12 protein-coding genes and 2 pseudogenes are annotated in these 16,161 nt (G+C 51.6%); 6 read left to right on the forward strand and 8 right to left on the reverse strand.

Annotated features, from left to right (window positions below; all coding sequences use genetic code 11):
• Window positions 1-109: 109 nt before the first annotated feature.
• From AC3IX4_RS06955 to AC3IX4_RS06975, 5 genes are all read right to left on the reverse strand, one after another.
• Window positions 110-1,087, reverse strand: a complete 978-nt coding sequence (locus tag AC3IX4_RS06955) for an IS5 family transposase (RefSeq protein WP_489259845.1) — start codon at window positions 1,085-1,087, stop codon at window positions 110-112.
• A gap of 102 nt (window positions 1,088-1,189) precedes the next feature.
• Window positions 1,190-2,473, reverse strand: coding sequence for a lipopolysaccharide biosynthesis protein (locus tag AC3IX4_RS06960; protein ID WP_489259846.1), 1,284 nt, complete (start codon window positions 2,471-2,473; stop codon window positions 1,190-1,192).
• A 50-nt stretch (window positions 2,474-2,523) separates the two neighbouring features.
• Window positions 2,524-3,855 carry a UDP-glucose dehydrogenase family protein gene (locus tag AC3IX4_RS06965; protein ID WP_489259847.1) on the reverse strand — a complete coding sequence of 444 codons (1,332 nt, stop codon included), beginning with the start codon at window positions 3,853-3,855 and terminating at the stop codon, window positions 2,524-2,526.
• Between the two features lie 311 nt (window positions 3,856-4,166).
• Window positions 4,167-6,398 carry a polysaccharide biosynthesis tyrosine autokinase gene (locus tag AC3IX4_RS06970; protein WP_489259848.1) on the reverse strand — a complete coding sequence of 744 codons (2,232 nt, stop codon included), beginning with the start codon at window positions 6,396-6,398 and terminating at the stop codon, window positions 4,167-4,169.
• A 45-nt stretch (window positions 6,399-6,443) separates the two neighbouring features.
• Window positions 6,444-6,896: a low molecular weight protein-tyrosine-phosphatase gene (locus tag AC3IX4_RS06975; protein WP_489259849.1), complete on the reverse strand. Its 453-nt coding sequence runs from the start codon at window positions 6,894-6,896 to the stop codon at window positions 6,444-6,446.
• Window positions 6,897-7,561: 665 nt separating this feature from the next.
• On the opposite strand from AC3IX4_RS06975, the gene rfaH reads away from it, so the two are divergent.
• The 4 genes from rfaH to AC3IX4_RS06995 all read left to right on the forward strand — a co-directional run bounded on the left by rfaH (window position 7,562) and on the right by AC3IX4_RS06995 (window position 10,214).
• On the forward strand, window positions 7,562-8,059 hold the full coding sequence (rfaH, locus tag AC3IX4_RS06980; RefSeq protein ID WP_489261235.1) for a transcription/translation regulatory transformer protein RfaH: 498 nt from the start codon (window positions 7,562-7,564) through the stop codon (window positions 8,057-8,059).
• 106 nt (window positions 8,060-8,165) lie between these two features.
• Window positions 8,166-8,459 carry a hypothetical protein gene (locus AC3IX4_RS06985; RefSeq protein ID WP_489259850.1) on the forward strand — a complete coding sequence of 98 codons (294 nt, stop codon included), beginning with the start codon at window positions 8,166-8,168 and terminating at the stop codon, window positions 8,457-8,459.
• Between the two features lie 324 nt (window positions 8,460-8,783).
• Window positions 8,784-9,050, forward strand: a complete 267-nt coding sequence (locus AC3IX4_RS06990) for a short-chain dehydrogenase (RefSeq protein ID WP_489259851.1) — start codon at window positions 8,784-8,786, stop codon at window positions 9,048-9,050.
• A gap of 186 nt (window positions 9,051-9,236) precedes the next feature.
• Window positions 9,237-10,214 carry an IS5 family transposase gene (locus AC3IX4_RS06995; RefSeq protein WP_489259852.1) on the forward strand — a complete coding sequence of 326 codons (978 nt, stop codon included), beginning with the start codon at window positions 9,237-9,239 and terminating at the stop codon, window positions 10,212-10,214.
• Between the two features lie 145 nt (window positions 10,215-10,359).
• Here AC3IX4_RS06995 and AC3IX4_RS07000 read toward each other — a convergent pair whose 3' ends face one another.
• From AC3IX4_RS07000 to AC3IX4_RS07010, 3 genes and pseudogenes are all read right to left on the reverse strand, one after another.
• Window positions 10,360-12,366, reverse strand: a complete 2,007-nt coding sequence (locus AC3IX4_RS07000) for an acyltransferase family protein (RefSeq protein WP_489259853.1) — start codon at window positions 12,364-12,366, stop codon at window positions 10,360-10,362.
• Window positions 12,367-12,990: 624 nt separating this feature from the next.
• Window positions 12,991-14,064, reverse strand: a complete 1,074-nt coding sequence (locus tag AC3IX4_RS07005) for an IS630 family transposase (protein WP_489259854.1) — start codon at window positions 14,062-14,064, stop codon at window positions 12,991-12,993.
• 73 nt (window positions 14,065-14,137) lie between these two features.
• Window positions 14,138-14,868: pseudogene (locus AC3IX4_RS07010) on the reverse strand (IS5 family transposase); the annotation flags it as partial.
• Between the two features lie 67 nt (window positions 14,869-14,935).
• Between AC3IX4_RS07010 and AC3IX4_RS07015 the strand changes: the two are divergent.
• A complete protein-coding gene (locus AC3IX4_RS07015) occupies window positions 14,936-15,577 on the forward strand; it encodes a hypothetical protein (protein ID WP_489259855.1) in 642 nt (213 codons plus the stop codon).
• A gap of 383 nt (window positions 15,578-15,960) precedes the next feature.
• Window positions 15,961-16,123 (forward strand): annotated as a pseudogene (locus AC3IX4_RS07020) (transposase domain-containing protein); the annotation flags it as partial.
• Between the last annotated feature and the right edge of the window lie 38 nt (window positions 16,124-16,161).

Below are 16,161 nucleotides of genomic sequence, written 5' to 3' on the forward strand. Positions count from 1 at the left end.
CCATTTTCAAACCGGTTTTTTCGCCCTACCGGTCTTATTCCGCGTTTCTGGGGCCGATTTCAGGCCCCATTTTGCTAATTAGCGGGCCAACCCCGCCTTTCAGACGGATTTATCCCGCCATGCGCTGGAAATACCGCTTGGCCAGCATCAGATTGGCCAACCCGAACAGACTAAACAACTGCGCGGTGTTCTTTTCCAGCCCGCGGTAACGCACCTTGCGATGATTGAAGCGCACTTTGATCACTTGGAACGGATGCTCTACCTTGGCACGCAGTTGCGCCTTGGCGTATTCGATCTTGCGCTTGGCCCTGTACAGCACGCTGTCTTTGCCGTGATGCTGGTAGCTGCTTGGCCGTGCTGCAATCGACCAGATAACGTCCCGTCCAGCATGCTCCGCTCGCTTGGCCGCACCGGTGTATCCAGCATCTCCCGAGACATAGGTTTCGGCACCGTGTAGCAGCTTGTCGACCTGGGTGACATCGGCCACGTTGGCCGCCGTCCCCACCAGGCTGTGCACCAGCCCCGACGTGGCGTCGACGCCAACATGGGCCTTCATCCCGAAGTGCCACTGATTGCCTTTTTTGGCCTGATGCATCTCAGGGTCGCGCTTGCCTTCTCGGTTCTTGACCGAGGGTGGCGCGGCGATCAGGGTGGCATCGACAATGGTGCCTTCCTTAAGCAACAGACCACGACTGGCCAGATGCTGGTTGATCGTTTCAAACAGCACCCGTGTCAGCTGATGGGTTTCCAGCAAACGGCGAAAACGCAGCAAGGTAGTGGCGTCCGGTGCCGACTCTCGGCCCAGATCGATGCCCATAAAGCCACGAATGGCCTGGCTGTCGTAGACAGCATCTTCGGTACCTTCATCGGAGAAACCGAAACACTGCTGCACGACATACATGCGCAGCATGCGCGACAACCCAATCGCGGGGCGCCCGCGCCTGCCTGTGGTGTCGCCGTAAAACGGCGCCACCTGCGCCTCCAATTGCGCCCAGGGCACCAACTGCTCGATATCAGTCAGGAAACGATCACGGCGCGTTCGCTTTTTCTTGCCGGCGTATTCGAGTTCGGAGAAGGTCTTCTGCATGTCGGGTAACGAGGCTCACGAAGAGGATGGCTGGCTGAAGGTGTGCCAAGGGTCGGGGGCGGTTGGCTATTTATGCAGCGTCTCCTTAGGTATCCCCATGCCTTATGCTTTTTTGATTACAATAACCGTAAGTACAGCGTAAATTATTAAGTTGCTCAGGCTAAAAGCAATTACTGCACTCAACGCGGTGCCAGCCCAAAAGTAACCAGCCATTATGGCTGCAGCTCTTACCAGTAAAGCCGCACCCTCAAATAACAAAAATAGCCCTTGAAGCGAGAGTGCAGGAATAGCAGCAATTATAGGTCTTGTAACGAGTACCAAAAAAAGCCAAATTGACATCCAGCGAGCATACTCACCCGCTTCTCTCCAGTCGGCACCAAATATTAATGAGAATAGCCACGGACCACAGGCAATTAGAGTTATATATGGAATGGCACCTACGCTTGCTAGTGAGATACAGGATTTTAGTAATAGATTTTTCCCACTTTCTCCGTTGCGTATGGTGTCTACAAATTTTGGATAAAATACGTCAGCTACTGATGAGCCAATTAAATTTGATGGGACAAAAAGTACTGTGCGAGCTAATATATAAAAGCCGACTGCTGCTGGAGTGAAAAGATTTGCTAGCATTAGAATTGGCAGACTTTGGCCAATGCTGCTTAAAAATATTTGAGGGGTTCGAAAGTATGCAAATTCCTTGTATGTCTTTAATTGTCCAAATAGATTGCTTTTATTCTGGGGTGGGTATTGGTGCTCGCTAGGGTAAGTAGTTCCTTTGTTTGTTATTCTAATGCCCGCCCACAATAGGATTGTGTGGATTAGATAGCCCAAAGAGGTCGTTCCAATTAAAATAATAACGGTTGGATTTATTAGACCTAATCCAGATTTCGCTGTGTTAACTAGCAATGATTGTAATATCGCTGCCCTGGCTTTGAGCCTAAACAGTTTCTTTCTTATCGTCCATTGACCTGCAACGGCCATGGAAACTGAAAAGAACATGGTCAGAGGAAGCAATATGAGATAGGGTTCAATCAATTGAAGGTTAAAAGTATTAACTATAGGTTCTTTAAACAGGGCTAATATAATAGCTGTGATTAAAGACGTAAATAGCGCTATGCTTAATGATAGTTTTCCTAGGGCGATGGCATCAGAATCATTTTTAGGGAGCACCATCGCGATAGGATAACTTAAAGCTGCGAAAGGACTAATTATCTCCAAGATAGCTATAAAAATACCCATTGAGCCAAATACTTCAGGCCCATATATCCTTGTGATGATTGGAGAAAACGCCATTGCGATGGCTTGGGCGCCCGCAGTTCCTGTAGCTACTATGGCAACATTGCGAACGAAGCCGCTTTTGGTAAGTCGATTGACATAATTTAGCAATGGGAGGTTTGCCTCTTTGTTTGTTTTGCTACAGTTGCTGCTAAAATCTATTAATAAATATTTCGACCGATAGAGTAGTAGGCTATGTCTTTTTTGCTCATGCGTTTGGGTTCAAATAAGTTCCGTCCGTCGAATATTAGCGACGTTTTAAGTTGCTGCTTGATATAGTCAAAGTCCGGTGCTTTGAATGCCTGCCACTCTGTAATTATTATAAGAGCTTCTGCATTCTTTAAAGCTGCTTCCTTTGTGCCGCATAGCATAAGATCGTTGCGACTACCGTAAATTCTCTGCGTCTCCTCCATAGCTTCTGGATCATATGCTTGGATACTTGCACCAGCTTTCCACAGAGCCTCCATCAATACACGACTTGGCGCCTCGCGCATATCGTCGGTATTCGGTTTGAAACTAAGGCCCCATAACGCGAAAGTCCTACCTTGTAAATCCCCATTGAAGTGTTTGAGGATTTTTTTAAATAGGGAGCTTTTCTGATCGTTATTCCGATTTTCTACCGATTTAAGAATTTTTGCGTCAAAGCCAATGCTATCTGCCGTTCTAATAAGAGCTTGCACATCTTTTGGAAAGCATGATCCGCCGTAACCAGCACCCGCATAGATAAACTGATATCCAATACGTGGATCTGATCCAATACCTTGACGAACCATTTCAATATCAGCATCAAGCATTTCAGCAATATTGGCTATTTCATTCATAAAGCTAATTTTGGTGGCCAACATACAATTGGCCGCATACTTGGTTAATTCTGCACTGCGTACATCCATAACGATGATTTTTTCATGGCTCCGATTGAATGGTGCATAAAGCTCGCGCATGATTTCTTTTGCGTGCTCACTATCTGTGCCAATGATGATTCGGTCAGGGCGCATGCAGTCTGCTACCGCTGACCCTTCTTTCAAAAACTCTGGATTAGATACAATGTCGAAAGTGAGATTTTCCAATCCACGTTGAGCGAGAACCTCCGCTACACGGGTTCTAACTTTGTCAGCTGTACCTACAGGTACTGTAGATTTATCGATGATAACTTTGTGACTTTCCATATGACTGGCAATAGTCTTAGCAACCGCGAGCACATATTTCAAGTCGGCGGAACCATCTTCGTCTGGAGGAGTACCAACAGCGATAAATTGTACATCACCATGCTTGACTCCAACGTTCGCATCAGTAGTAAATTTAATGCGTCCTGCGGTCTGGTTTTCTTTGATCAGCGATTCTAGACCTGGTTCATATATTGGAATGATCCCTTGCTTTAGGCGCTCCACCTTGGTTGTGTCGACGTCAACACAGATAACATCGTGACCAACTTCGGCAAGCACAGCGCCTTGAACTAGACCGACATAACCAATACCAAAAATAGTAACCTTCATCTTTATTTCCTTTAAAAATAGCAAGGCCAGTTTATTACTTTTACTGGCAAATAATACAAGTTCTCAACATTGGAGGTGGTTATCTGTACAAAACAATATAAAAGACAGGATAGCGAGAGTTTTTAGTTGTGCCTAGTGAAGGATAGGGGGTTAGAGTTTATTTAGAGATGATCGGCTGATTACTAATTAAAAACGCTACCGCCCCAGGATTATTCGCTAGTCCCTGAAAGCGGTAATATTTAACAAATTTCTCAAGCCCGCTGAAACGGAGAGTGCTGAGGGTTCGGCTCTGGGCAGGTAAACTGCTCCAGTCAAGTGTTATCAGATTTGTATTCGTAGTGATAGTATCCATAGGCGCCATAACCATATTTGGCCGATGCGCGCCTTTCTACGCCATTGAAAATTGCACCTTTAAGGCTAATGCCATTTTGAGCAAAGCGGCGGATAGTCAACTCCACTTCGCGGGCTGGGTTGAGGCCAAAGCGCGTCACAATTAAGTTAGTTCCAGACTGACGACCTACAATCGCTGCATCGGTAACTGCCAGCAGTGGCGGTGTATCCAAGATAATCAAGTCATACAGCGAACTGACCTGCTCTAAAAAGTTGCTGAAATTTGCATGCATCAGCAATTCCGAAGGATTTGGCGGAATCTGGCCTCGGCTAATAAAGTCAAAATTTTCGATCTCGGTTTTATGAATAGCGGTTGCGAGATCACAGCGTTTGACCAAGAGATCGGACAGACCATTTTCAGCGGGAGCGCTCAGCACTTTATGTAGATAGCCTTTACGCATATCCACATCCACCAGCAATACTCGCACCCCAGTTTGGGCGACCACTGCGGCGAGGTTAGCTGATACAAAGGTTTTTCCCACTTGAGGGCTTGGGCCCGAAATCATCAATCGATTGTTGGTGGCTTCAAGCATGGCGAAGTGCAGACTGGTACGCAGGCTGCGCAGTGCTTCTACTGCGAGGTCGGTCGGGTGACTGATGGTAAGCAATGGCGCGGCTCTGTTTGAACGGCCACGACCTCGTTCACTCTTATCCTCTTCAGCTTTTTGCAAGCTACTGTAAGGAACAGAAGCATAGACCGGAAGCCCCATTTGTTCGATCGCATCCGGGTTTTCAATCCCCCGGTTCAGGGCTTTTCGCAGTAGGACCAGCGCTATAGAAAGGAATGCACCTAGCAAAGTCGCGATCAGCACAATCAGTGCTTTTTTCGGTTTGACTGGTTTGGTCAGGTCCACGTCTGCGCTATCGATCAGGCGAACGTTGCCCACGGTGCCTGCACGCATCACATCCAGCTCCTGTGATTTATTCAGCAACTGGGTGTAGATTTCTGTGCTTACTTGCACATCGCGTGTCAGACTCAGCAATTCCTGCTGGGTAGATGGCAGGTTTTCTATTTTTTTGGACAACCCATTCTGTTTGCCCGTTAGTTCACCGATTTGAGTCAGCAAAGCCTGGTATGCAGGGTGCTGACGGGTGAATTTGCGGTCCATCTCGGCTTGCTGCATCTTGAGTTCGGAGATGCTGGTATCCAGCGCGACAATCTGGTCGAGTATTGCTTTGGTTTCCAGGCTGATATCGACGGATTTGCTACGTGTCTGATACTGATTAAGAGCGTTTTCGGCTTTTTCCAGATCCTTACGGACCTGGGGTAGCTGATCCCTTAGGAATTCAAGGCTTTGGGCCGCCTCGGCAGATGTGCGCTCAACATTCTGGCGGACATAAAGCTTGGCAATTTCGTTCAGAATGTTGATTGCGAGTTCGGGGTTTTTGCTTTCAAGTGAAAGCCCGATAATTCCAGATTCTTTACCGCGCTCGGAAATATCTAGGTTCTTTTGATAGTCCAGGATGCTGGTGAGGCGAGGGTTACGTACAATGCTGAATTGGGTGCCAGGGTTAGCATGCAGTGTTTCAACTTGAACCTTAATGCCGTCCTGCTCGTAAGCTTGACCAACTTCGCTATCGGCTAACGTGTTTCCATCATCGTCTTGCAGCGTAAAGCGACCGTGTTCGCCTGCTGTCAATGTCAACTCTTTACCCAGCAGGTTGTTCGGCAAATCGAGTTGAAAAATTTCCAGTTTTTCGCCACCCCAAGCAAAGCTATTCATGCCAAGCAATGGGGTCGCAATCTCATTAGCCGATTGTGGCTTGAAGTGCCGGGCCAAGAATTCGCCGACTAGAGGGAAACGATTTGGCTCGATGGTAGTGTCGAGGTTCAAGTTGTCAACCGCCTTCCCAATTATGGCGCGCGATTTAATCAACTCGATTTCGGTCGCCGAAGGAGATTCTTTGCCCAACATGCTGCTGACATCAGAAAAACCTAACATGTCGTTCTTTTTGGCTTCGACCTGAACCATTGCACTTGCTTGGTAAACAGGTGTAGCCAACAGCGCACTAGCAACCCCGACAGCCATAAAAGCGCCAGTAATGCTGGCAATCAGCCATTTATGGTCGACCAGTGTTCCGAACAGCCCAAGCAGGTCAATTTCGTCATCACTATCGTTGTCACGTGCGAGTGTTACTGGCGCTTGCTGCATAAGTCAGTTTTCTTTACCTGTTACTGCAATTCGAGAAAATGGCTCTCAACGTACGAGACGTTGGGCCCAGGCGTTTACAGCTTCTTCGATCAACGCATAAGCATGAACGAATGCAGGCTTACCTCGTTTATACGGGTCGTTGATTTCACGGTTGTCTTGCCACTTGCCAAGCAGGAGCACCTTGCCCCGGGCCTCAGGAGCGATCCGCAGCACGCCATCAATATGGCGCTGTTCCATGACAAGTATGAGATCGGATTCGCTGACCAGTGACGATCGCAACTGGCGAGCCTTATGGTCCTTCGGCGGGTGGCCGCGTTCCTGGAGGACTTCTTGGGCGGTCGGTTCAAGGGCGTGATCGACGAGGGCTCCCAAGCCAGCAGAGCTGATCTGAATGTCAGAATCAGGCTTGGCTTTGAGGATTGCGCCACGCAACAGGTGCTCTGCCGTAGGGCTACGGCAGATGTTACCAATGCACACGATCAATACCCTTTTGAACAAAGCGACCTTCCTTGTGCGGAGTCATCGGCGAAAGTGAGAGGCGCGGGAATGTAAGGTTCTGTGACAAGAGTGTCAAGCTCGAAAGCCCGAAGTTGCGGGGGCTTTCACCTTCTTGAAGGCTTTTGGAGTAGTGAAAAGCGCCACCATATTGCCATCTTGTAGCGAATCTCCACGGTTGAGTGTTTCGTTGCTTTAGATCACAGGCTGTCCTTTTTTTTGCGCCAACCTAGCTGGGTAGCGGGTTGCAGGAAAAGCGAACCTTTCTTGACTCTCACGGTCTGTTTCACGCTGGCGGTTTCGGGCCAGAGTGGGCTGCAACTTTGTGGTGCGATCGAAGGGGGAAGGGTGTTTTGAACGAGGCATTTTTATTTTCGACGAGTGGCGAGGTGGCGCTGGTGGATGATCAGGACGCCGCTTCCGAATGTAATCGTTTGGGACTGGCATATACCTCATTGATTACTGGGTATTCTCTTTAGATAAAAAATTATATTTGGCGTCAATAAGTTGCTGTTGGGGGTGATGTGCTGTCAGGGTGAGTTACAAATATATGGCTGACTGGTAAAAAAATGTGTCGCTGGTATACTCCGGCCTCGCAAAAAATGTAGCTGTACGCCGATGGATATAAGGCGTATGTAGTATTGAAATGTTGGGGCGGAAGTAAGGAAATGGAATCTACAACCAAGGTTTGGTATTTGATTCAGTGCAAGTCCCGACAGGAAGAACGCGCGGAAGAAAATCTGGTGCGGCAAGGGTACATTTGTTTCCGGCCACAATATCTTCGTGAGCGTGTTGCCCAAGGTAAGCGTTCGGTGGTCAAAGAATCGTTGTTTCCGGGCTATCTGTTCATTCACTTGGATGATCAGGATAACTGGGGGCCTTTGCGTTCTACTCGTGGTGTGCTGCGGGTGGTGGCGTTTGGTAATCAGCCACTGGCGGTGGCGGATGCCTTGATTGAGCAGTTGCGGCTGCAGGAAGCTCAAGCGGGTGAAATTGAGTTGCAGTTGGTGAGCGGCCAGGCAGTGCAGATTGTCGAGGGGCCGTTTGCCGATTTGCAGGCTATCTACCTGCGCATGGACGGGGACGAGCGGGTGGTGTTGCTGCTGAACTTGTTGCACCGTCAGCATCAGGTCACCTTGCCATTGCGGGGCATCACTAAGCACTGATGCATCCATCTGAGTGTCCACTACCTCAGTGAACAGCTTATCAAATTCGGGATTTCTACCATTACCAGGACATCGCACCAGGACGGTGTGATTTTTGAGAGCTCAAATGCCAAAGATTACTAGCAACGAATTGCTCTACAAGTACAGCCGTTCGGCAACCGACGATACTGCGAGTGTCGTGAAACGGCCAAGGTTCTTCAACGCGCGTGAAGGGCATGAGGTCGCGGATTACCTCAATACTTTCACAGCGTCCGACGGCTCTGAACTGACCGTGCGGCGTCGACAGGTCATCGAGTGGATGCTCAATGAGCATTTGCCGGTGACTCATCAAGAGCCAGACCATGCCCGCAAATGGGTGTTTGTAAACTACCCGCGTCTCAGAAACTATTTTCCAAAATAGTTATTCAGGGCGCCTCTGTCTAAGAGATGCCCTACGCATCGCGAATGCTTCGAATGCTTGCTCGGCTAGACCCCGAGGCTTATAGTCCGCCCGTCGCCCTCATGGCGATCGGGTTTGGCGACCCAGTGATAAAGGAATGCAACGGTGAGCACACTGGTTCTGCAGTGCACGGTTGCACCCGCAAAGCTGCTTTATGGCAGCTGTGCGCGGGAGGCCTTCGGGCCTGCCGGTTTATCCTTTTCCGGTTCGCCAACCTGCGTACAGCTGCCACCCTCGTTTGGCGACGAGGTGGGTGGTTCTTGCTACCAAAAAAGGACTTCATTCATGACTCAGTACATTCCGTTAACGAACAACTGCGATCTCCCTTGCCTCGCTATCGACAGCCACGCCCCGCTGGCTGATCTCCACAACAATGCCCTCCTGCGTATCCGAGTGGCCACCGAGCTGCTGGAGAGTTTTGCGCGTAATGAAATGATGGGGGCCGATGGTCAGGATTTACAGTGCGTCAGCCAGGCGGCGGCGTTGTTGCTGCGGGATGGGTGTGATGTGTTGGATGTACTGGGGCGGCAATTGAGGCAGGGGAGCGAGTAGGCCAGGAGTGGCAGTCTCCACGAATGATTATTTGATCGTTGGTCAATGTGTATTGGTTAATTGAGGCCTGTAAAGCGGCGTTGGCATTAACTAAGGAGACGCTGCATAAATAGCCAACCGCCCCCGACCCTTGGCACACTACACACCTTCAGCCAGCCATCCTCTTCGTGAGCCTCGTTACCCGACATGCAGAAGCCCTTCTCCGAACTCGAATACGCCGGCAAGAAAAAGCGAACGCGCCACGATCGTTTCCTGACTGATATCGAGCAGTTGGTGCCCTGGGCGCAGTTGGAGGCGCAGGTGGCGCCGTTCTACGGCGACACCACAGGCAGGCGCGGGCGCCCCGCGATTGGGTTGTCGCGCATGCTGCGCATGTATGTCGTGCAGCAGTGTTTCGGTTTCTCCGATGAAGGTACCGAAGATGCTGTTTACGACAGCCAGGCCATTCGTGGATTTATGGGCATTGACCTGGGCCGCGAGTCGGCACCGGACGCCACTACCTTGCTGCGTTTTCGCCGCTTGCTGGAAACCCATCAGCTGACACGGGTGCTGTTTGAAACGATCAACCAGCATCTGGCCAATCGTGGTCTGTTGCTCAAGGAAGGCACCATTGTCGATGCCACCCTGATCGCCGCACCGCCCTCGGTCAAGAACCGAGAAGGCAAGCGCGACCCTGAGATGCATCAGGTCAAAAAAGGCAATCAGTGGCACTTTGGGATGAAGGCCCACGTTGGCGTCGACGCCACGTCGGGGCTGGTGCACAGCCTGGTGGGGACAGCGGCCAACGTGGCCGATGTCACCCAGGTCGACAAGCTGCTGCACGGTGCCGAAACCTATGTCTCGGGAGATGCTGGGTACACCGGCGCGGCCAAGCGATCGGAGCATGCTGGACGGGACGTTATCTGGTCGATTGCAGCACGGCCAAGCAGCTACCAGCATCACGGCAAAGACAGCGTGCTGTACAGTGCCAAGCGCAAGATCGAATACGCCAAGGCGCAACTGCGTGCCAAGGTAGAGCATCCGTTCCAAGTGATCAAAGTGCGCTTCAATCATCGCAAGGTGCGTTACCGCGGGCTGGAAAAGAACACGGCGCAGTTGTTTAGTCTGTTCGGGTTGGCCAATCTGATGCTGGCCAAGCGGTATTTCCAGCGCACGGCGGGATAAATCCGTCTGAAAGGCGGGGTTGGCCCGCTAATTAGCAAAATGGGGCCTGAAATCGACCCCAGAAACGTGGAATAAGACCGGTAGGGCGAAAAAACCGGTTTGAAAATGGGGCTCGGTATGAATCGGTGATTTGTTCAGCGTCTCCTTAATGGGCCAACGACGCATCAGTTAGCGTTCGAGGAGTGTCATTGTCCGTGTGCCTGAAAATCTCAGAGAACATGGGTACAAGCACTTTGTTGCCATACTCACTTAGATGGTCATCATCCCGATACAATGGTCGATTGTTTCTGGTCCCATAACAGCGTCCATCCGAGCATAGGTATGGTAGGGGATCTAGGATTTTCACGCCACACTGGTCACGCGCGGCATCTTGTGCACGCCATATGAACGACTGACGTTTACTGTAATCGGTAAGGGTAACGTATATATCTTTATGTGTGCCTGATAATTCAGCTCGCGCCATACTCGTGGGGACATCAATTCCCATTTCTGGAATTGGACGAACTAGGTATACCGTGCGATCCTTCGCAATCTGGCATGCTGTATTAGTTAAATTTCTAGCATACTCTTCGAGAAATTCTGGTTCTGACATCTGGTACGGCTTTGAAAAGTAAACTTGCGGAGTGTTTTTCTGGATTATATTTTCATTAGCACCGAAAGCAAATTGAGCGTGACGATTGATGATCACAACAGGGACATCGTGAGGCACTGTGCCCAGTTTTTGGATAGCCCAGTCTACGAATGCGCCACATTGCTTACGCTCTGAACTATGTACCCCTTGAATTATGGGGCAAGCGCTGTACGACCACTCCATTACTCCAATATTAGGCGATGGTGCTGCTGACACTACGGCAGAAATAGTCGCATTAGCATGGCTGTCTCCCAATACAATTGCTTTTAAATCGTTCCCTCCGAAGGTACAGGATGGCGATGCAACCCCTGTCATTAGTAGGCACTCATCCCTGCGAGGGTTTTTATTCAGGGATTCGAGGCTAATGGCTTCAATCCGTGGATCAAGTCGCCCATTTATACCCTGATTAAAACCAACACCAAAACCCACCACAGCTACCGTCATAGTACAAATAAATAGCATGGCAGTGCCTTTGCTCAGGCTAAGGCTGTTTAGGTAACGACGAGTTGGGGACTCAACGAGGTGATAAGAAAGATGACCGAGCACTAATGTCAGCCCTAATCCCATAGCGATGGATGCAGGATTTGTCTGGTGTCCTAAATAGGCTAGGGCCACCACTATTGGCCAGTGCCATAGATACAACGAATATGAACGCGTGCCCAGCCACTGTGTCACTTTGTGGCCTGTCCAGAATGAGCTGGAGCGAGCCGCCAACAATACCAGTAACGTCCCAATTACAGGTACCAAAGCTCGCCAGCCAGGCCAGCTTGATGAGGAATCAAATCCGACGATGGCTCCGATAATTAGTGCGAATCCGGCAGCTTCAATTGCAGCGCGCATGCTGGCAGTCAGGACTTGGCGGTTCGCTAGCAGATAGACCAGCCCTCCGGCTAACATTTCCCAAGCGCGAGTGGGTAGCAGGTAGAAGGCCGCACTTGGCTTAATTGGCGTGATGATTACAGATAGGGCAACTGATGCCATCAGGCCGACTAGCATTACCAAAGTTACGGCTTGACGGTTTGGCCGCCACTTCCATACAGCAAAAAGCACTAACGGAAGAAGTAGGTAAAACTGCCACTCCACCGCAAGCGACCACGTATGCAACAGCCATTTGTCGTGGGATTGAGTATCGAAGTAGCCGGCTTCCCGCCAGAATTGAATGTTGGAGAGGAAGGAAACGCCGAATAAAGAATGAGTTCCGAGCATTTTGTAATCAAGTGGCAGTAACGTCCACCAACCAAGCACTAGCAGCACCGCGCACAGTACGATTAGCGCTGGCAAAATTCGGCGCGCTCTCGCCATATAGAACTTAAAAACGGAAAAATTTGACGTCTTGCTTTGTTCCAGACCCTCTACGACTATGCCCGTCATAAGAAAGCCCGATATGGCGAAGAATATATCGACTCCGACAAAACCTCCGGTAAATCCATTTACCCCAAAATGGAAGAGGATGACGGCAAGCACGGCCCAAGCACGAAGTCCATTTATATCGTCCCTGAAATTTTTACCCTTGGTTTTCATATTTTGGTTACTTAGTGTTTGTGATTTGATATGGCGATCTGGTACCCGTCCGCGGCGAGCTATGATGCCCGAATGGGCGTGCGCGGTGAAGCTGACTTCGTCGTAAGTTTTAAAGGACACGCTTCGAACACGGGATGGCGACGCACGCCAATAGTCCGAGACGTGTGCTGTTCAGGTGGAAATGCCGGTGCAGATGCCGTGCCGCGCGCCAGCACAGGGGGCGCCATGGGCGAGGCATGTGGAGCAATCCTGACATCCTGGAGAGGGCGGGGAGCGAATGCCGGCAGCGTATGAGGCATGAGCGCAAGCTGATTGATCAATGAGGGAATTCCCGACAAACAAATCGAAACCATAAGTTCGATTTGGTCTGGTGGATGCCGTGTTGGTGCAATTTCGAAAATCTGCTTTCGCTGCTAGGGACCTATGCTGCTCTGACGAAGGAATAGGTGCAGGCTCACCCCGTAAGGTCAGTGTCAGGTAGTCATGGGGGCTGAAATCTAGGGAGACGCTGATTAATTCAAAATCACATAATTGCCACCCTTATAAATCAAGGCTTCCAGGGCACCTTGGTTGCTAAAAATTGAATTAATCAGCGCCTCCCTAGTGTGCTGTTTTCGAAATAGCTTACCCATTCATCTGCGCTTCCATCACATCGCGTGCTCGCCGGATCTTGTTCAAAATCTCCTCTCCCTTTGCGTTCCAAACGTACCGGGTCGGTTGCGCGTTTCGTAATGCCAGGAAGGTGGTAATCGAACTTTCCAACTCGCGTACAGAGCCGAAACTACCGTCGCGCAAGAACACGGTAGTGTCCCTGAAAAACCGCTCGACCATGTTCATCCAGGAGCTTGAGGTCGGCGTGAAGTGCACATGGAAACGCGGATGTTTCGCCAGCCAAGCCTTCACTTTTGCATGCTTGTGCGTCGCGTAGTTATCCACGATCAGATGCAGCTGGAGGTGTTTGGGAGTTTCCTTGTTGATTTTCTTGAGGAACGCCAACCACTCCTGATGGCGGTGCTGGCGCTCGATGCTACTGATCAGTTTGCCCTGGAGATAATCCAGCGCCGCGAACAGCGTGACCGTGCCGTGGCGAGTGTAATCATGGGATTTTGTTTGGATATGACCGATCCCCAAAGGCAGCCCGGGCTGGGTGCGCTCCAAGGCTTGAACCTGACTTTTTTCGTCGCAGCAGAGCACCAACGCCTTGTCTGGCGGGGCCAGATACAGCCCGATGACATCCCAGAATTTTTCCTCGAACTGCGGGTCGTTCGACACCTTGAAGGTACGTGTCAGATGAGGCTTCAAGTCATTGGCAGCCCATAGCTTGTGGACGGTGGTCGCCGAGATGCCAGCGGCACGGGCCATGCTTCGGCAGCTCCAGCGGGGCTCGCCAATACGGGGCTTGGTGACCTGTTCGAGTACGCGACGGACCGTGTCGGTAGGAAGGGAGGATTTGCGTCCGCGGCCGGGCTTGTCGAGCAGGCCTTCTAGACGCAGCGTCTGAAAACGTTGGCACCAACAGGTGATCGTGGGGAGTGAGAAACCGGTCAAACGAGCGATTTCCACCCTTGAACAACCTTGGGCTGCCAGCAGGATCACTCGGGCGCGACGGCCGTCGCGCTGACTGATGGTGGCTGAGCGTACACGGCGGTTCAGTTCGGCCTGCTCTTCTGGGCTGAGGACAATCTCTTGGACGTTCACTTGCGTTCCCCCGAGCGCTGGATGATAGGGAGAGTGTAGCCAAGACCGCAGAAAAATTATTTCGAAAACAGCACACTAGGGACAGCATCGACTGGTAGTTCCTGGCCAGTCGCTCGTACCGTGTTGCTATCCGGCGCAATTGCTTCAGCTTCTGGAAAAAGCGCTCCACCAAGTTGCGAGCCTTGTAGATGTGTCGATCAAGGCTGCGAGGGTTCAGGCGGTTCTTTTTCGAGGGGATGATCGCCTCAGCGCCACGACGCTGGATGACCTCAACAAAAGCGTCTGAGTCATAACCCTTGTCAGCCAATACGGCCTCGAAGGTGAAACCCTCGATCAACGCTTCAGCCTGGCCATATTCCGAGGCTTGTCCAGGCGTTAACAGCAAGCGTACCGGATTGCCCAGGGCATCGAACGCCGCATGAATCTTGGTGCTCAGTCCCCCTCGGGACTTGCCCGTGGCCTCGATGTCCTGGGTTGTTTTTTTGCCGCACCGTGCTGATGAACTCGCACTATGCTGCCATCCACCATCAAGTGCTCCAGGTCAGCGTCAGCAGCAAGTGCATCCATCATCTGTACCCAAACGCCTTTACGTGACCAGCGACTGTAACGCACATAGACTCTATGCCAATGACCATAGGTTTCCGGGAGATCACGCCACGGCGAACCCGTACGAGCAATCCAGAGTACCGCTTCGACAAACTGACGGTTATCGCGGGCAGTGACGCCTCGATCATGGGCCTTGCCCGGCAACAAATTCTTAATCCGCTCCCATTGATCATCATGAAGAAGCCTATGGCGGCTCATCCGCTGCTCCAAATCGACTGGAGGTTACGGACTTTACCTGCTCAGTTCAAATGAGAACGCCCCCCTAGTGCGCGACGACAACATGGGGCTCCCGGCACCGAAATTACGCAACGACTACTACGACAGCTTGGCCGGGGCGCTCGTGCGATACCCTGTGCCGGACGCTGGGTTGGTGCTCCACCCCTCGGGTATTCCCGGCGGCGTGATCAGGACCGAGCACTGGCTGGGCTCAGATGCCGGGTGGGACGCACTGCTCAAAGACATCGAGGAGATCGCCGACGACAGCGACTTTGACGATGATGTCATCTGGAGCGCGCTGACGCCGGCAAGGACAAACTACAAGAACGTCGGACAGGGCCGCGCCTATAGCGAAGACCAATTCATCATTGTGTGGCGTGACACCCACGCGGCTTTCGCCGCGCAAATGGGCTTGCCGGCGACCTTTGCCCACGAGCTCGGACATGCGCTCGGCTTCGGCCATGCCAACTGCGCCGACCCCGGCAGCAAGCTCGACGCAGACGCCATCGACAAGAACTTGACGACCCACACCGAAGACGTGGGCCTGGATGTCAGCACCGTCTGTCATACCAGTGGGAAGAGGGGACCTGATGAGCTATTGCGGCGCCCAGGGTCGATGGACGTCGATCGGCTTATGGAACCGCTTATTCGATCTCTAGCGGAGATAGGAAGATGCGTTACTGGTACGTGACGGGGCAACTGGCACCGACAATACGCTTACGCTGAGGCGAGGGTATCTTGATGAGCGTCCGCGGCGGTCGCCAGAGCAAACCAGCCCTCTGCGCATCGAGTTTCTCGATGCCCAAGACGCGCTGCGCCTGGCGCATCCCCTCACCCTGCGCAGCTCCTGCGTAGACGGGGAGAGGCGGCAGGACGTATCGCGTTCGTTCCGCGAATGGGTGCCCTATCCGCAGGGCGTGGCCAAGGCGCGGTTTGTCTTCGGTGAACCGTACGTACGGTGGCGTGAGAGGACGGCGGATGTGAATCCGCCTCCTACTCGATCCTGAAATCCAGCAAAATCAAGGAAGAACCGAATCAACATGGCACTCGGCACCTATCCCGAGCTGTCTCTGGGTCAGTGCTCAACTTTATAGCCTGGTGGAAACAGCCAAAGCCAACGGCCAAGAGCCTTATGCGTGGCTGCGCCACGCACTTGAGCGCTTGCCGCTGGCCACTTCGGTAGAAGACTACGAAGCCCTGTTGCCCGTGGAACTGCACGCCAGAGATGCCACGGTAAACAGAAAGCCCATCTCATAGAAGGTGGGGTTTATGGAT

The sequence above is a fragment of the Pseudomonas sp. KH_021 genome (assembly GCF_057838865.1).